This is a genomic window from Nocardia sp. NPDC003345 (genome assembly GCF_053589395.1).
In genome coordinates this window covers 1-20,628 of sequence record NZ_JBSFRU010000079.1, presented here as the reverse complement: position 1 = coordinate 20,628, position 20,628 = coordinate 1, and the positions used below count along the sequence as shown (strand labels likewise).

General features: G+C 69.3%; 19 protein-coding genes and 1 other RNA gene. 11 read left to right on the top strand and 9 right to left on the bottom strand.

The window, feature by feature from the left end; translation table 11 throughout:
• The coding region (gene glnA / locus ACWDU1_RS12095; protein ID WP_449997955.1) for a type I glutamate--ammonia ligase at positions 1-1,099 on the bottom strand (1,099 nt) is incomplete at its 3' end.
• 261 nt (positions 1,100-1,360) lie between these two features.
• On the opposite strand from glnA (ACWDU1_RS12095), the gene ACWDU1_RS12090 reads away from it, so the two are divergent.
• Positions 1,361-1,813, top strand: a complete 453-nt coding sequence (locus tag ACWDU1_RS12090; RefSeq protein WP_449997954.1) for an RDD family protein — start codon at positions 1,361-1,363, stop codon at positions 1,811-1,813.
• A 15-nt stretch (positions 1,814-1,828) separates the two neighbouring features.
• Here the strand turns inward: ACWDU1_RS12090 and ACWDU1_RS12085 are convergent, their stop codons facing one another.
• Positions 1,829-2,566 (bottom strand): DUF4191 domain-containing protein, encoded by a 738-nt coding sequence (locus tag ACWDU1_RS12085; RefSeq protein WP_449997952.1) that lies wholly within the window; start codon positions 2,564-2,566, stop codon positions 1,829-1,831.
• A 135-nt stretch (positions 2,567-2,701) separates the two neighbouring features.
• Here ACWDU1_RS12085 and ACWDU1_RS12080 point away from each other — a divergent pair, with 135 nt between their 5' ends.
• Together ACWDU1_RS12080 and ACWDU1_RS12075 are read left to right on the top strand one after the other, a co-directional pair.
• Complete coding sequence (locus ACWDU1_RS12080) at positions 2,702-4,144, top strand: M20/M25/M40 family metallo-hydrolase (RefSeq protein ID WP_449997950.1); 1,443 nt, start codon at positions 2,702-2,704, stop codon at positions 4,142-4,144.
• Positions 4,145-4,294: 150 nt separating this feature from the next.
• On the top strand, positions 4,295-5,152 hold the full coding sequence (locus ACWDU1_RS12075) for an alpha/beta hydrolase (protein WP_449997949.1): 858 nt from the start codon (positions 4,295-4,297) through the stop codon (positions 5,150-5,152).
• A 42-nt stretch (positions 5,153-5,194) separates the two neighbouring features.
• Here ACWDU1_RS12075 and ACWDU1_RS12070 read toward each other — a convergent pair whose 3' ends face one another.
• Positions 5,195-6,634, bottom strand: a complete 1,440-nt coding sequence (locus ACWDU1_RS12070; protein WP_449997947.1) for a neutral zinc metallopeptidase — start codon at positions 6,632-6,634, stop codon at positions 5,195-5,197.
• Positions 6,635-6,854: 220 nt separating this feature from the next.
• On the opposite strand from ACWDU1_RS12070, the gene ACWDU1_RS12065 reads away from it, so the two are divergent.
• Positions 6,855-7,142, top strand: coding sequence for a hypothetical protein (locus ACWDU1_RS12065; protein ID WP_449997945.1), 288 nt, complete (start codon positions 6,855-6,857; stop codon positions 7,140-7,142).
• Positions 7,143-7,154: 12 nt separating this feature from the next.
• Here the strand turns inward: ACWDU1_RS12065 and ACWDU1_RS12060 are convergent, their stop codons facing one another.
• The 3 genes from ACWDU1_RS12060 to ACWDU1_RS12050 form a co-directional block, all read right to left on the bottom strand.
• Complete coding sequence (locus ACWDU1_RS12060; protein WP_449997943.1) at positions 7,155-10,166, bottom strand: bifunctional [glutamine synthetase] adenylyltransferase/[glutamine synthetase]-adenylyl-L-tyrosine phosphorylase; 3,012 nt, start codon at positions 10,164-10,166, stop codon at positions 7,155-7,157.
• 106 nt (positions 10,167-10,272) lie between these two features.
• A complete protein-coding gene (gene glnA, locus ACWDU1_RS12055; RefSeq protein WP_449997941.1) occupies positions 10,273-11,610 on the bottom strand; it encodes a type I glutamate--ammonia ligase in 1,338 nt (445 codons plus the stop codon).
• A 64-nt stretch (positions 11,611-11,674) separates the two neighbouring features.
• Positions 11,675-13,207 carry an alpha/beta hydrolase gene (locus ACWDU1_RS12050; RefSeq protein ID WP_449997939.1) on the bottom strand — a complete coding sequence of 511 codons (1,533 nt, stop codon included), beginning with the start codon at positions 13,205-13,207 and terminating at the stop codon, positions 11,675-11,677.
• 157 nt (positions 13,208-13,364) lie between these two features.
• On the opposite strand from ACWDU1_RS12050, the gene panB reads away from it, so the two are divergent.
• The 4 genes from panB to ACWDU1_RS12030 all read left to right on the top strand — a co-directional run bounded on the left by panB (position 13,365) and on the right by ACWDU1_RS12030 (position 16,616).
• A complete protein-coding gene (gene panB, locus ACWDU1_RS12045) occupies positions 13,365-14,237 on the top strand; it encodes a 3-methyl-2-oxobutanoate hydroxymethyltransferase (RefSeq protein ID WP_449997937.1) in 873 nt (290 codons plus the stop codon).
• 125 nt (positions 14,238-14,362) lie between these two features.
• Positions 14,363-14,776: a hypothetical protein gene (locus ACWDU1_RS12040; protein WP_449997935.1), complete on the top strand. Its 414-nt coding sequence runs from the start codon at positions 14,363-14,365 to the stop codon at positions 14,774-14,776.
• Complete coding sequence (pip, locus tag ACWDU1_RS12035) at positions 14,776-15,738, top strand: prolyl aminopeptidase (protein WP_449997933.1); 963 nt, start codon at positions 14,776-14,778, stop codon at positions 15,736-15,738. Before ACWDU1_RS12040 ends, pip begins: the two co-directional genes overlap by 1 nt.
• Entirely contained in the window at positions 15,738-16,616 is an 879-nt protein-coding gene (locus tag ACWDU1_RS12030) for a CHAD domain-containing protein (protein WP_449997931.1), read from the top strand. The genes pip and ACWDU1_RS12030 overlap by 1 nt, the downstream gene beginning before the upstream one ends.
• Before the next feature lie 73 nt (positions 16,617-16,689).
• Here ACWDU1_RS12030 and ACWDU1_RS12025 read toward each other — a convergent pair whose 3' ends face one another.
• Complete coding sequence (locus ACWDU1_RS12025) at positions 16,690-17,022, bottom strand: hypothetical protein (RefSeq protein WP_449997929.1); 333 nt, start codon at positions 17,020-17,022, stop codon at positions 16,690-16,692.
• A gap of 385 nt (positions 17,023-17,407) precedes the next feature.
• On the opposite strand from ACWDU1_RS12025, the gene ACWDU1_RS12020 reads away from it, so the two are divergent.
• Positions 17,408-17,800 (top strand): hypothetical protein, encoded by a 393-nt coding sequence (locus ACWDU1_RS12020; protein WP_449997927.1) that lies wholly within the window; start codon positions 17,408-17,410, stop codon positions 17,798-17,800.
• A 27-nt stretch (positions 17,801-17,827) separates the two neighbouring features.
• Here the strand turns inward: ACWDU1_RS12020 and rnpB are convergent.
• Both rnpB and ACWDU1_RS12010 read right to left on the bottom strand, forming a co-directional pair.
• Positions 17,828-18,242, bottom strand: an RNA gene (gene rnpB, locus ACWDU1_RS12015) — RNase P RNA component class A.
• Between the two features lie 57 nt (positions 18,243-18,299).
• Positions 18,300-18,935 (bottom strand): TetR/AcrR family transcriptional regulator, encoded by a 636-nt coding sequence (locus ACWDU1_RS12010; RefSeq protein ID WP_449997925.1) that lies wholly within the window; start codon positions 18,933-18,935, stop codon positions 18,300-18,302.
• 37 nt (positions 18,936-18,972) lie between these two features.
• On the opposite strand from ACWDU1_RS12010, the gene ACWDU1_RS12005 reads away from it, so the two are divergent.
• Positions 18,973-19,704: a 2-oxoglutarate/malate transporter gene (locus ACWDU1_RS12005; protein ID WP_449997923.1), complete on the top strand. Its 732-nt coding sequence runs from the start codon at positions 18,973-18,975 to the stop codon at positions 19,702-19,704.
• Between the two features lie 39 nt (positions 19,705-19,743).
• A partial coding sequence (locus ACWDU1_RS12000; protein WP_449997921.1) for an alpha/beta hydrolase occupies positions 19,744-20,628 on the top strand: 885 nt, incomplete at its 3' end.

The window sequence follows — 20,628 nt, the reverse complement described above, 5'->3', positions numbered from 1 at the left end:
ACTCGATGCGCTTGGCCTTCGGGTTGTTGCCGGTGACCGGGATGCGGACCGCGGCGGAGCGGTTGCGCTGCGAGTACACCAGGTTGATCGGGGCCTCGAAGCCCGGGACCAGGCGGTGGTAGGAGTTCACCGTCGGGTTGGTGAACGCCAGCAGCGACGGCGCGTGGTGCAGGATGCCGCCGATGTAGTGGCGGGCCAGATCCGACAGGCCGCCGTAGCCGGCCTCGTCGTGGAACAGCGGCTTGCCGTCCTTCCACAGCGACTGGTGGGCGTGCATACCCGAGCCGTTGTCGCCGAACAGCGGCTTCGGCATGAAGGTGACGGTCTTGCCCTCGGCCCAGGCGGTGTTCTTGACGATGTACTTGAACAGCTGCAGATCGTCGGCCGCACCCAGCAGGGTGTTGAACTTGTAGTTGATCTCGGCCTGGCCGGCGGTGCCGACCTCGTGGTGGCCGCGCTCCAGCTCGAACCCGGCGTTCTGCAGGTTGGTGGAGATCTTGTCGCGCAGGTCGACGTAGTGGTCGTAGGGGGCGACCGGGAAGTACCCGCCCTTGTTACGGACCTTGTAGCCGCGGTTCGGGCTGCCGTCGGGGTTGGTGGCCGAACCGGTGTTCCAGGAACCGGAGATCGACTCGACCTCGTAGAAGGCGCCGTTCATGGCGGAGTCGTAGCGGACCGAGTCGAAGATGTAGAACTCGGCCTCGGCGCCGAAGTACGCGGTATCGGCGATACCGGTGGAGCGCAGGTACTCCTCGGCCTTGCGCGCGATATTGCGCGGGTCACGGGAGTAGGACTCACGGGTGAAGGGGTCGTGCACGAAGAAGTTCATGTTGAGCGTCTTCGCCGCACGGAACGGGTCGAGCTGCGCGGTGCTGTAGTCGGGCAGCAGCAGCATGTCGGACTCGTCGATGGACTGGAAGCCCCGCACCGAGGAACCGTCGAAGGCCAGGCCCTCCTCGGCGAGGTCGGTGGTGAAGGCCTTCGCCGGGATGGAGAAGTGCTGCTGCACACCGGGCAGATCGCTGAACCGGATGTCGACGTACTCGACATCCTGATCCGCGATGTACTTGATGACCTCGTCGGCCGTGCTGAACGTCACGTAGTTCTCCTTACGGATAGATTCCCAGCCAGTATCGAATGCAGGGCGTCGCGCCCCGACGCTATGGACAGGGTGTTTCCCGCCAGTCAAGAGTGTGTTTCGCCAGTGTTACACGTCGTGTCGGTGGGGTGTCTTCGGCCACGCCACGAACAGCGGGTTCGGCTCCGGGCCCGGGATCGGGCCCACGACCGGCGGCAACGCCGGGTTTGTCCGGATAATCCCAGCGGAGCGTCGGCGGAGCCTACGCCTATTCTGGGGAGCATGGCACGTATCACCGGCTCCTGGCTCTCCGGCCCTCCCGTCGTCCCGGGTGCGGGTGACGACGACTACGCGGGCGCCGGGCTGGGGTTGCCGCGCGAGGGCGCCGGATCGCTGCCGGGCATGTTCCGGCGAGTGGTCGCGATGCTGGTCGACTGGCTGATCGCGGTCGGGATCTCGGCGCTCATCGCGCAGGGGATGCCGGCCTCCTCGGTGAACCTGGGCCTCTGGTTCGTGATCGGGGTCGCGGCGGTGACGCTGTTCGGCTTCACCCCGGGGCAGTACTTCCTGCGCATCCGGGTGAGCCGGGTGGACGCCGAGGCGCCGGTCGGATTCCTGCGGGCGCTGGGACGTCAGGTGCTGCTGGTGTTCGTGATCCCCGCGCTGTTCACCGATGCGGACGGGCGCGGTATGCACGACCGCGCGACCGGGACCGCGGTGGTCCGCTCCCGCTGACCCGGCCGCGGCGGATCAGCGTCGGCGGATGGTGCGCTGCATTCCGCGCATCTTGGCGTTGGTCGGCATCGGGCCCTTCGGCATCGCCGGACCGCCGCTGCGCGAACTCAGCGCGCTGAGCCGGCCCTCGATCTGGTCCATCCGCTTGGTGTCGATATTGCGCGGCAGCTTGGTGAGGTAGCGCTGCAGTTCCTTGAGCGGGACCTGGCCCTCCTCGTTACCGACGACCACGTCGTAGATGGGGGTGTCGCCGATGAGCCGGGCGGTGCGCTTCTTCTCCTGGGCCAGCAGCGAGCGCAGCCGCTGCGGTGAGCCCTCGGCCACGAAGATCACCCCGGGCAGGCCGATCACCCGGTGCACGGCGTCGAGCTGGGTGGTGGCGGCGATACCGTTGCTGACCCGCCATTTGCCCTGCAGGTTGTCCAGCACCCAGGCGGCCGCCCCGGCCTGGCCTTCGGCTTTGCCGTAGACGCTGCGCTGCACCCGGCGCCCGAAGATGATGAAAGCGAACAGGACGCCCAGCAGCAGGCCCAGCGGCAGCAGGAACCACTGCACGCCGAAAAGGAACCCGATCCCGAACAACACCAGCGTGGTGACCAGGATGGCGCCGATCATCAGCGGCAGCAGCAGCTTGTCCTCTTTGCGCTGCATCTGGAACGCCTGCCAGATCTGCTGACGACGTTCCTTCGACTGTGCCTTGCGCGCCGCTTTCGCGGCGGCTTTCGCCTCTTTGTCGGCTTTGCCTGCTGCCATGGTTCCCAGAATAATGCCCACCCCGCGGCCTCCGGCCACGGGACAGGGGCTCGGTCGCCTGCCGGGGCGGGACCGGGTCGGCAGGCGGCCCGGGTCATGCGCCGGCGGGCTTGCGCGCCGGAGGAGAATGCAGGAATGTCTGCGAACCTCGAGTCCCGGCCGTCCACCGGAGCACCGGTGGACGACGCCACCGCCGAACGGCTCGCCGTGGCCCTGCGCTGTGTCACGGTGTCCAGAGAGGAGGTGGCCCGGGACGCCAACGGCGGCGAGGTCCGGATGGACCTCGGGCATACGCGCCCGGCCGAATACGACCTCGATGTGGAGTTCGGCCGGCTCGAAGCCCACCTCGAGGAGTCGTTCCCGCTGGTGCACGCCGACTTGGAGCTGGAGAAGTTCGGGCACAGCCGGCTCTACACCTGGCGCGGCACCGACCCCTCCCGCACGGCCGCCATCCTGCTGGCCCACCAGGATGTGGTACCCGCCGGTGACCCGCCCGCCTGGACCCATCCCCCGTTCGCGGGGGTCGTCGACGACGAGTTCATCTGGGGACGCGGCGCCATCGACGACAAGAGCCGGGTGCTGGCGATCCTGGAGGCCGTGGAGGCCGCGCTCGCGGCGGGCGAGCGCCCGCGTCACACCGTCTACCTCGCCTTCGGCCACGACGAGGAGGTATTCGGCGACTCCGGCGCGGTGCTGATGGCGGCCCGGCTGCGGGAACTCGGGGTGCGCGCGGATCTACTGCTGGACGAGGGCGGCGTGATCACCGACGGCATCGTCGACGATGTGCGGGTGCCGGTGGCGACGATCATGCTCGGCGAGAAGGGGTACGCGACGATCCGGTTGTCGGTCTCGGACAAGGGCGGGCATTCGTCCATGCCCGGGAAACAGACCGCGGTCGGCCGGCTGAGCCGCGCGGTCGGCCGGATCCAGGATCATCCGATGCCGCTGCGAGTGACACCCGTGGTCACCGATATGCTCGCCCGCCTGCGCCCCCACCTGCCCCCGACCAAACGGCGGCTGGTGGGGTTGGCGGGTTTCGCGGCACCGGTGATCGGGCGGATCATGGCCGCCACCCCGCAGACCGAATCGCTGGTGCGCACGACCACCGCGCCCACGGTGATCCGGGGCGGGGTGAAGGCGAATGTGCTGCCGCAGCAGGCCGAGGCCTTGGTCAATTTCCGTATCCTGCCCGGGGATTCGGTGGAATCGGTGCTCGCGCACTGCCGCCGGACCGTGCGCGATCCGGAGGTTCGGATCGAAGCGGTGGGAATGTCGTCGGAGCCCTCCCCCACCACCACACCCGGACCCGGTTTCGAGCTGATCGCCCGGATCACCCGGCAGGTGGTCCCGGGCGCCGCCGTGACCACCGGTCTGGTGCCGGGCGCGACCGATTCGCGCCACTACGACGACCTCGCCGAAACCCGCTGCAATTTCGCGCCGATCCGCCTCACCGCAACGGATCTGGAACGGATCCACGGCAACGACGAACGGCTGTCGCGGGTGAACTACGCCCGGCTCATCGATTTCAACCGGCGCCTCGTCACCGCGCTCTCCGAGCCGGTCCCGGCCACTGACTGACGGGTCCGGCACATCAGGACGGCGCCGCTGGGTACTCCCCTCCACGCTGACCGTATTCACCGACTTCCAGGGAGAAACCCGGCGATGCGCTTTCCGCCTTCGCTGCGGCCTCCGCTCGACGCACGCACCCGCTTCCAAGGAGAGCAGCCAATGACCGACCAGGAGATCTCGGCACCGCGAGGGGAATTCGAGCGCAACGGGCGCCGGATCGCCCGGCGTTCCTGGCTACCCGGCACCCCGGCGCGCGGGGTGGCCGTCCTCGTGCACGGAGTGGCCGAACATTCGGGCCGCTACGAATTCGTGGGGCGCACGCTGGCCGCCGCGGGGTTCGCGGTGCACGCGCTCGACCATATCGGGCACGGGGAATCGGCCTCGATCGGCGCCCGCGCCAATATCGATTCCGTCGAGGACGCCGCGGACAATGTGGCGGCCTTGCTGGAGCTGGCGCGTGCGGAGCATCCCGGGCTGCCCGCCTTCGTGATCGGGCATTCGATGGGCGCCTTGATCACCCTCTACTTGGCCACCCGCGCTCCGCTCGACGTGGCCGGTGTGGTGGTGTCGGCACCGCCGCTGATCATCGACGCCGGCAACCCCGCGCAGCGGCTGCTCGCTCCGGTGCTCACCCGGATAGCACCCGATCTGGGTGTGCTGAAACTGGATTCGTCGCAGATCAGCCGCGATCCGGCAGTGGTCACCGCCTACGACGAGGACACGCTGGTGTACCGGGGCAAATTGCCCGCCCGGACCGCGACCGAGATCCTCACCGCCGCCAACCGGGTTCTCGACCGGTTGCCGCGGTTGCTCGTGCCGACCCTGGTGCTGCACGGTACCGCCGATGCCATCGCCGCACCGGCGAGTACCGACCGGATCGAACAGCAGGCCGGGACGGCCGATCTCACGGTTCGCCGCTACGACGGCCTCTACCACGAGGTCTTCAACGAACCCGAGCGCGCCCAAGTGCTCGCGGATGTGGTGTCCTGGCTCGACGCCCACGTCCCGGCCGCGTAGCCGACCACGGGCCGGGGTGTTTCCGCACCCCGGCCCGGCCGGCTACTCGTACTCGGTGAGGCAGGCCTTCGCCCCGTCGAAGACCCCGAGCCGGAACGCCTCCAGGCGCAGATAACCCTCGGGCACGATCTCACCGTTCACATCCGCGGCCGCCATCCCGTCGGACAGCAGCCCCGAGACCGCCTCGTCGAGATCACCGGCGGACAAACGCAGCGCGCTGTCCGGACGGCTCAGGGCGGTGGTCACCGCGCCGGAGAGGCAGGCGGTGCGCAGCCCCGCGGTCTCGGCTCCGGTGAGGGTGAGCCCGCTGTCGTTCTGGTAGGCGAGTGTGTAGCGGGAGACGAATACGACGAAGGCGTTGTAGTCGCCCGCGACGATGGCCGACAGCGGCTCGTCCTGATCCGCGTTCTCGCCCGCGCGTTCGGCCAGCGCGGCGACATCGGTGCCGATCACCTCGTCCGCCGGGCAGTATCCGACCGGGTCGGCGGGGGTGGCGTCGGCGCAGCGCACCGGGGCGCCCTCGTACTCGTAGCCCGGGGTCCGGCCGACCGGCAGGATATCGGCGAGCGCATCCGCCATATCCTCCAGCGAATCCTCGGTGACCGCGAGCTGCATGTACTCCTCCCCCGGATCGAAGGTCACCGGGAGCCCGGCGCGGCGCTGTTCGATCTCGTCCTCGTCGATGGCGGCGCAGGCCTCGGCGCCGTCGGTGTAGCCCATCTGCACGGCCGTGACCCGCTCGAACGCACTGCCGTGCACGTTCTCCGGATTGTCGGGGTCGCGATCGCGGACCGCGACCGTGGCGGCCAGGACGCCGTTCAGCCCCTCGCCGGTGTTGAGGCCGAAATGCCGGGAATCGCCCTCGGCGACATGGCGCAGGAACACCCCCGCGAGACAGTCGGCCTGTTGTTCGGCGACCAGGCCCGACGATTCGTCGGTCGCGATCCCGGCGGGAATCTGCAGCGCGTGCCCGTATTCGTGGGCCAGCACCATCACCACGGCCATCTCGCCGAACCGGTCCACGAGTTCGGGCAGCAGCACGCCCCGATCCCAGCCGATGGTCTCGTCGGTACCGCAGTAGGCGGCGTTCACCAGTTCGTGGGTGCTGATCCCGCAGAACTCGACCGAATCGCGTTCGCGGGCCGTGGCGTCCCAGGAGATCAGCCGTGAGACCGGGCGGAATTCGCCCGGGAAGGTCGCCGCGTAGTTCTCGGTCCAGAATTCCTCGATATCGGCGACCGCGTTGAGCGCGAGCCGGTCGATTTCGCCGCCGTCGCTGTTCTCGGCCTGCCGGTCGGTATCGGGCACCCCGTCGCGCGGCCCGTTCGGCCCCGTACTCGTGGTGGCCCCGGTGATCACCCACGGATTCTCGGGGTCGATCCCGTCGCGCGCCGAACTCGCCTCCGAACACGCCGACAGCGATACCGCGAGTATCGCCGCGGCCGCCGCGACCACCAGCCGCGACCACCGTGTCCTGGTCATTACTGCCTCCCCGGTTCCCGGCCGGGCCCCACGGGCCCGGCGCCGCCGGTCCGCGCGAGCGGCGCGGCCGGACCGAGGATCATCGAATCACAAGGCGGGCAACGTCGTACAGGAAAGAAAGCGCGGGCGGGCGGTTCACCTCGGTCTATAGGGCCGGCGAGGGCGGCCGTTAGCATCCGCTCCGGCCTACACTGACCCCGGAACCGCCCGAGGAGGACCCGTGTACGTCGAGGAATTCCGCGCACCCGGCGCGCTGACGGCCGAGGCCGCCGAGGAACTGGCCGGTTGCCTGCCCGGCTGCACCTCGCGCGTCACCGTCGCGGCCAACGACCACATGGTGAACCTGCCGGTGCTGCCCTGGTGCTGGGCCGACCTCGGAATCGAAACGGGCACCCCGGTGACGGTCACCGCATACGGCGGTTACCGGCCCGCCGATCTGGAGGACCGCCGAACACTGGAGAAATTGATTACCCGATTCCGGTCCCTCGGCGCACCTGCTCGCCGCTGACAGGCCCGGGCCTCAGCCCCCGAACACCCGCTCCACCACCGCGCGGGCCCGCCGGGTGACCCGCAGATAGTTGTCGAGGAATTCACCGCCGTCGTCGTTGGGCCAGCCCGCCACCCGGGCCACCGCCGACAACGTCGTACCCGGCCCGGGCAACTGATCCGACGGCTTACCGCGGACCAGGACCAGGGCGTTGCGGGCCGCGGTGGCCGTGATCCACGACTGCCGCAGCAGGTCGGTATCCACCGGGTCGAGCAGTTGCGCCCGCTCGATCACGTCCAGTGATTCCAGCGTCGAGGTGTTGTGCAGCTCCGGGATCTCGTGCGCGTGCCGCAGCTGCAGCAGTTGGACGGTCCATTCGATATCGGCCAGTCCGCCGCGGCCGAGTTTGGTGTGGGTCGCGGGGTCGGCGCCGCGCGGTAGCCGTTCGGAATCGACGCGGGCCTTGATCCGGCGGATCTCGCGTACCGCGTCACCGGAGACGCCGCCGGACGGGTAGCGCACCGGATCGATCTTGTGCAGGAAGCGCAGACCCAGGTCCTGGTCACCGGCCACCTGGTGGGCGCGCAACAGGGCCTGCACCTCCCACGGTTGCGCCCACTGCCGGTAGTAGGCGTCATAGGCGGTGAGCGTGCGGACCAGCGGCCCGCTGCGGCCCTCCGGGCGCAGTCCCGCGTCGACCTGCAGGGGCGGGTCGGTGCTGGGGGCGCCGAGCAGTTTCTGGACCTGTTCGGCGATACCGTTGGCCCATTTCACGGCGACGTGTTCTTCCTCGCCGGGCCGCGGATCGCACACGAACAGCACATCGGCGTCGGACCCGTAGCCGAGTTCCATACCGCCCAGCCGGCCCATCCCGATCACCGCGAAATCGGCGGGCGCGGGCGCACCACGCTCGATCACGCTGGCCCTGATCACCGCGCGCAACGAGGCCTCCAGCACCGCCACCCACACCGCCGACAGCGCGGCGCAGACCTGCGGAACGTCCAACAGCCCCAGCAGGTCCGCGGAGGCCACCCGGGCGAGTTCGTGGCGGCGCAGCGACCGCGCGGTCGCCACCGCGCGGCGCGGATCGGTGTACCGGTCGGCGGCGGTCAGGATGCCGCCCGCCACCTCGGCCGGCCGGGTCCGCAGCAGCAGCGGTCCGTGTGGGCCGTCGGCATACATGCGGATGGTCTCGGGCGCGTTGATCAGCAGATCCGGCAGGTAGGCCGAAGAGCCCAGCACCATCATCAGCCGCTGGCCCACCGCGCCCTCGTCGCGCAGGACCCGCAGATACCAGTCCTGGTCCACCAGTCCCTCCGACACCCGCCGGTAGGCGAGCAGCCCGGCGTCGGGGTCGGGCGTCTCGCCGAGCCATTCGAGCAGGGTGGGCAACAGCAACGCCTGGATGCGGCCCTTACGGGAAACACCGCTGGTGAGAGCGCGCAGGTGTCCCAGCGCGTGCTCGGGTGAGGCGTATCCAAGGGCCGCGAGCTGGCGGACGGCGGCGTCCGGGCTCAGCCGCAGCGCGTCGGAATCCAGCCGCGCCACCGACTCCAGCAGCGGCCGGTAGAACAGTTTGGTGTGCAACCGGCGGATCCGGCCGGTCTGGCGGCGTAGTTCGACCCGCAGCACCCCCGCGGCATCACGTTTACCGTCCGGGCGGATATGCGCGGCGCGAGCCAGCCAGCGCATCCCCTCCTCGTCGTCGGTGGCGGGCAGGGTGTGGGTGCGTTTGAGCCGCTGTAGCTGGAGGCGGTGTTCGAGCAGGCGCAGGAACTCGTAGGAGGCGGTGAGATTGGCGGCGTCCTCCCGCCCCACATAGCCGCGCGCGGTGAGCGCGGCCAGCGCTTCCACGGTGCCCTGGACATGCAGTTTCGGATCGACCCGGCCGTGCACCAGCTGCAGCAGCTGGACCGCGAACTCCACATCGCGCAAACTGCCGCTGCCGAGTTTGAGTTCGCGCTCGCGCATATCGGCGGGCACCAGATCCTCCACCCGGCGGCGCATCGCCTGGACGTCGGGCACGAAATCCGGGCGTTCGGAGGCCGTCCACACCAGCGCGTCGGTGGCGGCGCGGTACCGCTCACCGAGTTCGAGATCGCCGGTCATCGGACGGGCCTTGAGCAGCGCCTGGAACTCCCAGGTCCGGGCCCAGCGCTGGTAGTAGGTCAGATGCGAGTCGAGCGTGCGCACCAGGGCACCCGCCTTGCCCTCCGGCCGCAGCGCGGCGTCCACATCGAAGAACGCCGACGACCCCACCGTCATCAACTCGGCCGCCAGCCGGGTCGCCACGGCGTCGGCGGGTTCGGCCACGAAGACGATATCGACATCGCTGACGTAGTTGAGTTCGCACGCCCCGCTCTTGCCCATGGCGATCACCGCCAGCCGCACCGGGCACGGCTCGTCGCGGCACACCCGGGCCACCGCCACCGCGAGCGCCGCGGTGAGCGCGGCATCGGCGAGCGCGGTGAGCTGCCGCCCGACCTGTTCGTACGGGATCACCGGCTCGTCCTCGACGGTGGCGGCCAGGTCCACCGCCGCCAGCAGCATGAGCTGATCGCGGTACCGCTTACGCAGCGCGGCGACCACTTCCGGCCTCGAATCCCCCGCCCGGTACAGCATCGGCGCGGCGTTCGGGCCGGTCTCCGGTTCGGCGGCGACGACCGCGAGCAGATCGGCGATCAGTTCGTCGCGGTCGGGCAGTTCCTCGCGGCGCAGCAGCTCCCACGACCCCGGATCGGCCACCAGGTGATCGCCGAGCGCTGTCGAGGACCCCAGCAGCGCGAACAACCGGCCGCGCAGCATCGTCTCGGCGCGGATCGCCGAATCCAGTTCCGCCCAATCGTTGCCGAGCGCCTCGGACAACCTGAGCAGGGTGTTCAACGCGAGATCGGCATCCGGGGCCCGGGACAGCGCCCACAACACCGCGATACTGTCGACGTTGTCCCAGCCGAGAGTTTTCAGTGAATCGGCGGCCGTGGGTTCGAGCAGGCCGAGGCGGCCGGCGCCGGGTACGGCGGACCGGGCGGACGGAGGGCGGACCATGAGCTCAAGGTACCGATGATCGGGCCCTCGATGTGGACGACCCCTCGGCCGTGGGCGCCGCCGGACCCGCGGGCCGGCGAACGCACCGGCCGCGCGGGTACGCGGCTCAGAGACCCAGGTATTCGCGCAGTTCGAACGGCGTCACCTGGGCGCGGTAGTCGGCCCATTCCCGGCGCTTGTTGCGCAGGAAGAAGTCGAATACGTGCTCGCCGAGGGTTTCGGCGACCAGCTCGGACCGCTCCATGGCGTGCAGGGCCTCGTCCAGGGTCCCGGGCAATTCCTTGAAGCCCATGGCGCGCCGTTCGGCGGCGGTGAGCGACCAGACGTCGTCCTCGGCCTCGGCGGGCAGCGTGTAGCCCTTCTCGACACCGCGCAGCCCCGCTGCCAGCAGTACGGCGAAGGTCAGATAGGGATTGCAGGCCGAATCGGGGCTGCGGATCTCGACCCGCCGCGACGACTGCTTGTTCGGGGTGTACATGGGCACCCGGACCAGCGCCGATCGGTTCGACCGGCCCCACGAGGCCGCGGTCGGCGCCTCGCCGCCGTGGATGAGCCGCTTGTAGGAGTTCACCCACTGGTTGGTGATGGCGCTGATCTCGTGCGCGTGCTCCAGGATGCCGGCGATGAACGCGCGCGCGGTGGCGGAGAGGTTGTCCGGGTCGTCCGGATCGGAGAACGCGTTCGCCTCGCCCTCGAACAGGCTCATATGCGTATGCATGGCCGAACCCGGGTACTGGGCGAACGGCTTCGGCATGAACGTGGCGCGTACACCCTCGTCGATCGCCACCTCTTTGATCAGGTAGCGGAAGGTCATCACGTTATCGGCCATCGACAGCGCGTCGGCGTAGCGCAGGTCGATCTCCTGCTGGCCGGGAGCGCCCTCGTGGTGGCTGAACTCCACCGAGATACCCATGGACTCGAGGGCGTCGATGGCGTGGCGGCGGAAGTTCGGCGCGGAATCGTGCACCGCCTGGTCGAAGAAGCCGCCGGTATCGGCGGGCACCGGGTCCACGCCGTCGGGCTGGTTCTTGAGCAGGAAGAATTCGATCTCCGGATGCACGTAGCAGCTGAACCCGACATCACCGGCCTTGTTGAGCTGGCGGCGCAGCACATGGCGCGGGTCGGCCCAGGACGGCGAACCGTCGGGCATGGTGATATCGCAGAACATCCGGGCCGAATGCTGGTGGCCCTTACTCGAAGCCCACGGCAGCACCTGGAAGGTGGACGGATCGGGCCGGGCCACCATATCGGCCTCGGAGATCCGGGCGAAGCCTTCGATGGCCGATCCGTCGAAACCGATGCCCTCTTCGAAGGCGCCTTCCAGTTCGGCGGGCGCGATGGCGACGGACTTCAGATAGCCCAGCACATCGGTGAACCAGAGACGCACGAAGCGGATGTCCCGCTCTTCGAGCGTCCGCAGCACGAATTCCTTCTGGCGATCCATGCCCGCGAGAGTATGCACCTGGCGTTAAATCCGTGTTACATGACGCGCTGCTATATGTGTCGGATCAACAGCGCAGGCCTTCGGCCGGGACTTTCAGGTCGGTGAGATAGCCGATCACCGCGTCGTCGACGCAGGTGGCGCCGCCGTTGAGCACCACGGTATGACTGTCGCCGACATGGGTGATAAGCGCGGCGCCGAGTTGATCGGCCAGGTCGACACCCGCCTGATACGGGGTCGCCGGATCACCGGTGGTGGAAACCACCACCACGGTGGGCAGGCCCTCGACCGATATCTCGTGCGGCCGGCTGGTGTTGGGCACGGGCCAGCCCGCACACAGTTCCAGCGGCGCCGCCCCGGTGCCGCGCCCGTCGTCGAGGAAGGGGGCGGCCGCGCGGTACTCGGTGTCCTGCCGCCCCGCGACCGCCGGATCGGTGACCCGCGGATCATCCACGCAGCGGATCGCGTTGAACGCGTCGGAGAGATTGCTGTAGGTGCCGTCGTCGCGGCGCCCGTTGTACATATCGGCCAGTTGCAGCAGGGTGTCGCCGCGGCCTTCGCGCAATTCGGTCAGCGCCACCGTGAGCACCGGCCAGAAGTCGGCACTGTAGAGGGTCTGCTGGACGCCGGTGACGGCGTCCTCGTACCCGAGACCGCGCGGATCGGTGGTCGCGGCGGGGGTGTCCCACAGCGGGTCCACCAGCTCACGGAATCGCGGCACGACCCGGGCCGGATCGTCACCGAGCGGACAGTCCGGGGATTGCACGCAGTCCGCGGCATAGGCGTCGAAGGCCTTCTGGAACCCGGCGGCCTGGCGCAGCGATTCGGCGACCGGGTCCTGGGCGGGGTCGATGGCACCGTCGAGCACCATGGCGCGGACGTTACCGGGGTACTTCTCCGCGTAGGCCGCGCCCAGCCGGGTGCCGTAGGAGTAGCCGAGATAGGTCAGCTTCGGGTCGCCGAGCACCGCCCGGATGACGTCCATGTCCTGGACCACCTCGCGGGTTCCCACATGGGCGAGCAGATCCGCGCCACTGCGTGCCATACAGCGGTCGCCGTACTCACGGTTCTCCGCCTCGTCGGAGGCGATCCCCTCCGGCGTGTTGGGCACCGGCGGCTCGGCGCGTTCGGCATCGGCCTCCTGCGGGGTCAGGCAGGTCACGGCAGGGGTGGACGCGCCGACGCCGCGCGGATCGAATCCCACCCGGTCGAACCGCTCGGCGAGTTCGGTACCGCCGCCGATCGTGGCGGTGGACAGCCCCGACATACCCGGCCCGCCGGGGTTGAGCAGCAGCGATCCGATCTTGTTCCCGGAGGCGGGCAGGCGTGACAGCGCCAGCCGCGCGGTGGGACCGTCCGGATCGGCGTAGTCGATGGGGACCTCGATCCGCGCGCACTGCGCGACCGGCGGCAGCCCCTCGCCGGGCGCGGTGTAACCGGTGCACGATTCCCACTGCGGGACCTGGCCGTAGAACCGGCTCAATTCGGCGGGTACCGGCGCGGGCGGCGCGACCGGCTCCGGGGTCGGCTCGCCGCAGCCCGTGATCCAGACCGCCGCCACCACCAGCACACCCGCCAGCACACCACACCCGCTCCGCACCGCCGCAATGCTAGCCGGACCAGCGACGACTCCCGGGGATGTGACCAACCGCACCAGGTCGCGGGCTTAGTTCCGGGTCGGCGGCGGGTGCACACTGGAAGGTGTCAACCCCGCCCGGGGACCCGCTCAGGGCCTCGAGGAGACGAAAGGGACGAAGATGTCCGATACATCCGGCGTGTCCGAATCATCGGCGGAAACCCCCGCCTACGGTGCCGCCAAGGCCGAGAAACCCACCCGTCGCCCCACCCGCGTCCAGCATCTGCAGCAGATGAAGGCGACCGGTGAACGCTGGGCCATGCTCACCGCCTACGACTACTCCACCGCGCGCCTTTTCGAGGAGGCCGGGATCCCGGTACTGCTCGTCGGCGATTCCGCGGCCAACGTGGTCTACGGTTACGACACCACCGTGCCGATCACCGCCGACGAGCTGATACCGCTGGTTCGCGGCGTGGTCCGGGGCGCACCGCATGCCCTGGTGGTCGCCGACCTGCCCTTCGGCAGTTACGAGAGCTCCCCCGAACAGGCGCTCGCCACCGCCACCCGCTTCATGAAGGAAGGCGGCGCGCACGCGGTGAAACTGGAGGGCGGTGAACGCGTCGCCGATCAGATCGCGCTGCTCACCGCCGCCGGTATCCCGGTGATGGCCCATATCGGTTTCACTCCGCAGAGCGTCAACACTCTCGGCGGGTTCCGGGTCCAGGGCCGCGGCGAGGGCGCCGAGGGCCTGCTCGCCGACGCTATCGCGGTCCAGGCGGCCGGGGCGTTCTCGGTGGTCATGGAGATGGTGCCGGCGGAGCTGGCCGGCCAGGTCACCCGCAAGCTCACCATTCCGACCGTCGGTATCGGCGCGGGCGCCGACTGCGACGCCCAGGTACTGGTCTGGCAGGACATGGCGGGCTACACCAGTGGGAAGACCGCCAAATTCGTGAAGCGCTTCGCGGCGGTCGGCGACCGGCTGCGGGAGGCGGCCGCCTCCTACGCCGACGAGGTACGCCGCGGGACCTTCCCGGGTCCCGAACACAGCTTCTGACCGGGCTCCCCACCGACAGGGCGCCCCACCCCGCGCGGGATGGCAGACTCGAAGTCGACGATTTCGGCTCGAGTACAGAGGTACGGATGCGGCAACGCGCTTGGACAACACGGGGTGCCCTGACGGTGGCGGGGATAGGAGCGGCGTTGCTGCTCGCGGCGTGCGGCGGTATCGAGTCCGGCGCACCGGCGCCGGCGTCCGACGGCGCCGCCGCCACGAGTACCGGCGCGAGTTCCGCGCCGAAGACCACCGGGGCTCCGGTGACCCCACTCGAGGTCTCGGACAAGGCCGCGGAGAATCTGTGCGCCATGATGCGACCCGAACTGTCCAACTGGCGGGTTCAGGGCCCCACTTTGGGCCGTATCGGCCTCAACGCGATGATCCACGAGTGGGCGCTCACCAACGGCGGTATCAACGGCCAGGTCCTGGCCGACAAGGCCGTCGTCGACCGGGTCACCACCGAGGCCTGCCCGGATGTGCACACCCAGGCCGTCGAGGCGCTCGAACTCCCCGATCTGGCCTCCGGCCTGGCATTCTGATGCGTACCCTCTACCCGCCGCTGGAACCCCACGATCAGGGCATGCTCGCGGTCGGCGACGGTCAGGCGATCTACTGGGAATCCAGCGGGAACCCGGACGGAAAGCCCGCGGTGTTCCTGCACGGCGGGCCGGGCGGGGGCACCTCGCCGCTCAACCGCCGCTATTTCGACCCCGACCGGTACCGGATCGTGCTGCTGGATCAGCGCGGTTGCGGGCGGTCCACCCCGCATATCGCCGACGGCGCCGATCTGTCGGTCAACACCACCGCCCATCTGGTGGCCGATATCGAGGCATTGCGCACCGCGCTCGGTATCGAACGGTGGCTCGTCTTCGGCGGCTCCTGGGGTTCGACGCTCTCGCTGGCGTACGCGCAGCAGTACCCGCAGCGGGTCACCGAATTGGTGCTGCGCGGTATTTTCCTGTTGCGCCGCAAGGAAATCGATTGGTATTACAACGGCGGCGCCGGATATGTGTACCCGGATGAATGGGAGAAATTCCTCGCTCCCGTCCCGGAATCCGATCGCGCGGGCGATCTCGTCGAGGCCTACCACGAACTTCTGAACTCCCCCGATCCGGAAACCGCGACCGCGGCGGCGGTGGCATGGTCCACCTGGGAGGCCGCGACCAGTTCGCTGCGCCCGGATCCGAAACGGGTCGCCGATTCCGCCGATCCCCGTTTCGCGCTCGCGTTCGCCCGTATCGAGAACCATTACTTCCGGCACCGCGGTTTCCTCGACGAGGGACAGTTGCTGCGCGATATCGAGGCGATCGCCGGAATTCCGGGCGTTATCGTGCAGGGTCGTCACGATATCGTGTGCCCGGCGGTTAGTGCGTGGGATCTGCATCGCGCGTGGCCGGACTCCCGGCTGCATATCGTCGACGACGCCGGGCATTCGGCGACCGAACCCGGAATCGTCCATCATCTGGTGGAGGCCACCGATCACTTCGCCGGAGGCCGGTGATGAGTGAGCACAGCGGCGCCGGGGCCGCGCTCACCGCGGCACTGCGCGCCGATATCGAACGACTGCTCACCGCCGAACCGGAAGTCCGCGCCGACGCCGATGATTCGGTGCATCAGATGCGGGTCGCGACGCGACGTCTGCGCAGTGTGCTCCGCTCCTACAAGAAATTGCTCGATGCCGACGCCGCGAACCGGATGCGCACCGAACTCTCCTGGCTCGCCGGCCTGCTGGGGGTGGCCCGGGACGCCGAGGTGCGCGGTGAGCGGTTCACCGCGCTGCTGGACCGGTTCGCCGAGACCGATTGCGCCGCCCTGGAACCCACCCGCGACCGGCTGGTACGCGCCGAGCAGGACCGTTACCGCGAGGCCCACGCGCGGATACTCGACGCCCTCGACAGTAAGCGCTATCGCGCGATGCGCCGGGAATTGAAGTCCTGGTGCAAGGAGCCTCCGATGCCGAAATCCGCGCGGAAGGCCCCCGCGGACGAGGTATTCGACAAGGTCCTGCGCGCCGACCGCAAACGGGTACGCCGGCTCATCCGCGCCGAACCGACCGCCGTCCCGGCCGAACGGGTGGAGTTGCTGCACGATATCCGCAAGAGTGCCAAGCGTTTACGGTATTCCTGCGAGGCCGCGAAACCGACTCTCGGTGATCGGGCCGCCGATCTGGGGGCCCGCGCGAAACATCTGCAGACCGTGCTGGGCGATCACCGTGACGCGGTCGAATCGTTCGAGGCGCTGCGCGCCCGCGCGGCCGAGGCCCGCGCCGCGGGCGAGGACACCACGCTGTATGTCACGTTGGCCGACGCGGAGGACACCGCGGCCGGCGGGCACCTCTCCCACTACCCGGCGGCCGCCGCGGCGATCGACAAGGGCTGAGAGACCGGAGCCGGAAAAGCCGTGGGCCGGTACCGGAGATCCGGTACCGGCCCACGCCGCGAAAAAGCCCGCGTCACTGCAAGGCCAGCATCGACCCACTCAGTTCGTGCAGCGGACCGAATACGGTGAATACCACCCGGCCGTTGGGATGGGCCGAGGACACCGCGGCCGCGGAGTCCAGGGCCATTCCGAACGACGGCGCCGAGGGATGCGGAATACCCGCCAGCGTATGACCGAAATTGTTCTCGTGCACCCACCTGGTATCCGCGGGGCTGAGGTCCACCCGCACACCGCCGGGCAGCGGCGTCACCGCGACCGCGCCGGCCGAACCTGCGCCCACGGTGGCGAGAACGGAAGCGGCACCGGCGATGAAAGCTCCGGCTGCCAAGGTACGTGCTACCCGCATATGTTTCGTGACCTGTCCTTCAGAGGTATGAATCGGCCCGGGGCGTGCGCTTCGATGCGCCGCGGCGAGCCTGCCGACGCGCCCTACTTTATGACGCCGGTCACCATTTATGCCAGTTCTACACAAATCACTCGGGAAAATCTCGGCCCGCGCATACAACTGCTACTGTGGCGAACCGTAAGCGTCCGACGATATCCGAGCTGGAGTTTCATCACGTATGTCCACTCTCATCTATGACTATCTGCTTCCCATCCTCGGCCCGCAGCAGGCCACCGCGCTGGCGCAGATGCTCGTTATCGGTCCGTCGGCCTAGTAGCCGCTGGATGAACATCGCCCCCCGTCCGGCGGGGGGCGGTGTCCATCTCGCGGAGTTACTATCCGGCTCGTGATCAGACCATCCACCCTGCTTTCCGCTGTTCTCATCGCCTTCGCGCTGGCCGGCACCGCCTGCCAGAGCGAGGGCGGCACGCCGGACGCGGAAACCACCACCACGACGGCGGCCGCTCCGAACCCCGACTCCGCCGCCCTCGACCAGGTGAAGTCCGGCTCCTTCGTCATCGGCTTCCGGGGCGGCTTCCCCGCCCTGGCCGAAGGCCGTGACGACGCCGCGATCACCGCGGTTTTCACCGATACCTGCGGTGAGATCCGTTCCGGCGCAGCGGAGAACGACGTGGTGGCCGCATTGACCGACCGGCTGAGCGAAGACGGCAGGCAGGTGAGCCCGCAGGAGGCGCAGGCGGTCTATCAGATGATCGCGGTGATGTGCCAGGGGCAATAAACGCCCCGGCCGGTGCGAACCGGCGGGCGGATGAGCCGGCCTGTAAGCCGGATCCTGTCCCCGGTTCGCACCGGGTGGCGGCCATCCATCTGGGCACACCGTTGCCGGGTACCTCGAGCGGTCCACCCGCAGGCTCGGGCGAGCAGCCCTCGGGCACCTGCGCAATCGCACCGCGAGGTGCGACCTTCGACCTTGCTCCGGGCGGGGTTTACCGAGCCGCCCCGGTCACCCGGGGCGCTGGTGCGCTCTTACCGCACCGTTTCACCCTTACCGCGCGGCCCTCGCGGGCCGCGGGCGGTCTGTTTTCTGTGGCACTGTCCCGCGGGTTGCCCCGGGTTGCCGTTAGCAACCGCCCTGCTCTGTGGAGTCCGGACTTTCCTCGGCACCGGGCGTGACACCGATCGGTATCCGTTCCCGGCGCCGCGACCGCCCGGCCGACTCATCCGCCGCAACAGAATACTCGGTGCCCGGCGGGCGCACCCGGCGCGGCCCGGTCCGTTCACCGCGCCGGATCGGCGAGCAGCTCGCGGGCCAGGATGTCGCACCACCATCGCTGCACTCGATCCGGTGACCAGCCCCGTTCCTCGATGAGCACGGTGTACACATCGATATTGCACAGGGCCGCGAAGATGTCGACCGCATCGGCGGCCGACACCCCGGCACGCAGGGTGCCGTCGGGCCAGCCCGTGAACACCTCGATACGGGTGCCGTCGGCGCGGCGGCGGCCGTCGCGGTATTCCCGGGCCAGTTCGGGTTCGGCCCGCCCGGCCTCCCGAAGCAGGGCGACGACATCGCCCGCGCCTTCGAACAGCCGTCGGTCGTAGCCCGCCATGGCGGCGAGTTGCGCGGCCGGACCGGCGGCGGCCTCGAGCTCGGCGATCATCCGGGGCAGATCACCGCAGAGATCCGCGGCGTCCGCCAGCGCCCTGGTCAGCCCGGCCTTGTTGCCGTACACCGCGTAGACGGTCGGCACCGAGACACCGGCCGCCCGCGCGACCTCCCGCACCGTGGTCGCGGCCCAGCCCCGGGCAACGAACAGTTCCCGTGCGCAGCGGGCGATCCGGGCGCCGGTCTCCTGCGCCTGAGCCGTCCTGTGCAGCGATTCGTATCGGCGTCGTATCGGTTCGCCGTCCATCCCTTCCCTTTCAGTTTCTCTGGCTTATATTCAATATATGCTTGATAAAGTTGCCGCCGCGGCAGCGTCCCAGCGGATCGCCGGCGTGGCGGCCATCGGTTTCGCGCTGCTCATCGTCACTGCCAACCTGATCGTCGTCCCCGCCGGGATGCCCTCACCCGGCGCACCGGCCGCCGAGGCCATCGAATTCTTCACCACCGCCGGACAGCCCACCGGCGCCATCGCCGTCTTCCTGCCCGCCGCCTGGATCCTGGCCTCGGTTTTCGCCGGCGGCGCCGTGGCCGCGGCCCTGCGTATGGGTGAGCGGGCATCGGCGGGCCCGGCGTACGCGGGGTTCGCCGGGGTGCTGTTGCAGAACGGGGTGTTCACCGTGGTGGTCGCGCTGCGGCTGGCGATGTCGGCCCTCGACGATCCGGATCAGGTGCGCACGCTGTGGGCGGTGCACGAGGCACTGTTCGGATTCAACGGCACCTTCCTGGCGCTGGCGATGCTGGGACTCGGTATCGCGGGCTACCGCGCCGCGCTACTGGGCCGGACGCTGTTGCTGCTCGGAATCACCGCCGCCGCACTACAGTTCGCATCCGCGTCACTGACCTGGCCGATTACCTCCGGTCACGACCACCTCTCCCTGCTGGGACTGACCGGCTGGCTGCTCTGGGTGGTCTGGCTGATCGGCTACGGGGTCGCCCTGATCCGGCGCCCCCGTTCCGGCGCGGCCGCCACGACCACATCCGGGGCCGGGAAACGTGAGACCGCCCACCCGGCCTGACAGTTCACCGGAAGCGGGAACTGGGTACGGTCGATCTTCATGGAGCGTGTCGAGGTCGGCTTCCCGTCGGGGGGCCAGAAATGTGCGGGCTGGCTGTATCTACCGGCAGGTCCGCCCAAACCCCGCCCGATCGTGGTGATGGGGCATGGGCTGGGGGGAAACCGGGAAATGGGATTGGACCGGTTCGCGCGGCGATTCGCCGCGGCGGGAATGGGAGTGCTGGTCTTCGACTACCGGCATTTCGGCGACAGTGACGGCGACCCCCGCCAGGTCGTCAATCTCGCCAGGCAACGCGAGGATTGGACCGCCGCCATCGCCTACGCCCGCACCCTGCGCGGATTCGATGCCACCCGCATCGCGCTGTGGGGGACCTCCCTGGGCGGCGGGCACGCGCTATCGGTGGCGCCCGACGATGCCTATATCGCGGCGGTGGTGGCCCAGGTGCCGTTCGTCAGTGGTCTGCGCTCGGCGCTGGCGAAGGGACCCCTCAGCCTGATCAAGGTGGGCACCCTCGCGTTCACCGACCTCGTATTCGGCACGCTGTTCCGCAAACCGGTGGGTATCCGGCTGGCGGGACGTAAACGCGCGGCGGCCATGGCGACCGGCACCGATGTGCCCACCGGATTCGGACGGCTGGCCGAGGAGAGCCGGACGTACCGGCCGAAGATCGCCGCCCGGGCGGCGCTGTCGATCCTGTTCGACCGCCCGGCCCGGCACGTCAAAGACTTGAAGATGCCCGTGCTGTACGCGGTCTGCGACGGCGATTCGGTCACTCCGGTGAAACCCACCCTGCGTGCCGCGGACAAGACCAAGCACGCGGTGGTGAAGCGGTATCCGGGCAACCATTTCGACATCTACTTCGACGAGGTCTTCGAACAGGCCGTCTACGACCAGACCGATTTCCTCACCTCGATCCTGCGACCC

Excerpts from the sequence above, each read along its gene's own strand:
- ACWDU1_RS12090 (WP_449997954.1), top strand. The coding sequence starts at position 1,361 with ATGGCACGTATCACCGGCTCCTGGCTCTCCGGCCCTCCCGTCGTCCCG.
- ACWDU1_RS12085 (WP_449997952.1), bottom strand. The coding sequence starts at position 2,566 with ATGGCAGCAGGCAAAGCCGACAAAGAGGCGAAAGCCGCCGCGAAAGCG.
- ACWDU1_RS12080 (WP_449997950.1), top strand. The coding sequence starts at position 2,702 with ATGTCTGCGAACCTCGAGTCCCGGCCGTCCACCGGAGCACCGGTGGAC.
- ACWDU1_RS12075 (WP_449997949.1), top strand. The coding sequence starts at position 4,295 with ATGACCGACCAGGAGATCTCGGCACCGCGAGGGGAATTCGAGCGCAAC.
- ACWDU1_RS12070 (WP_449997947.1), bottom strand. The coding sequence starts at position 6,634 with ATGACCAGGACACGGTGGTCGCGGCTGGTGGTCGCGGCGGCCGCGGCG.
- ACWDU1_RS12060 (WP_449997943.1), bottom strand. The coding sequence starts at position 10,166 with ATGGTCCGCCCTCCGTCCGCCCGGTCCGCCGTACCCGGCGCCGGCCGC.
- glnA (WP_449997941.1), bottom strand. The coding sequence starts at position 11,610 with ATGGATCGCCAGAAGGAATTCGTGCTGCGGACGCTCGAAGAGCGGGAC.
- panB (WP_449997937.1), top strand. The coding sequence starts at position 13,365 with ATGTCCGATACATCCGGCGTGTCCGAATCATCGGCGGAAACCCCCGCC.
- pip (WP_449997933.1), top strand. The coding sequence starts at position 14,776 with ATGCGTACCCTCTACCCGCCGCTGGAACCCCACGATCAGGGCATGCTC.
- ACWDU1_RS12030 (WP_449997931.1), top strand. The coding sequence starts at position 15,738 with ATGAGTGAGCACAGCGGCGCCGGGGCCGCGCTCACCGCGGCACTGCGC.
- ACWDU1_RS12025 (WP_449997929.1), bottom strand. The coding sequence starts at position 17,022 with ATGCGGGTAGCACGTACCTTGGCAGCCGGAGCTTTCATCGCCGGTGCC.
- ACWDU1_RS12010 (WP_449997925.1), bottom strand. The coding sequence starts at position 18,935 with ATGGACGGCGAACCGATACGACGCCGATACGAATCGCTGCACAGGACG.
- ACWDU1_RS12005 (WP_449997923.1), top strand. The coding sequence starts at position 18,973 with ATGCTTGATAAAGTTGCCGCCGCGGCAGCGTCCCAGCGGATCGCCGGC.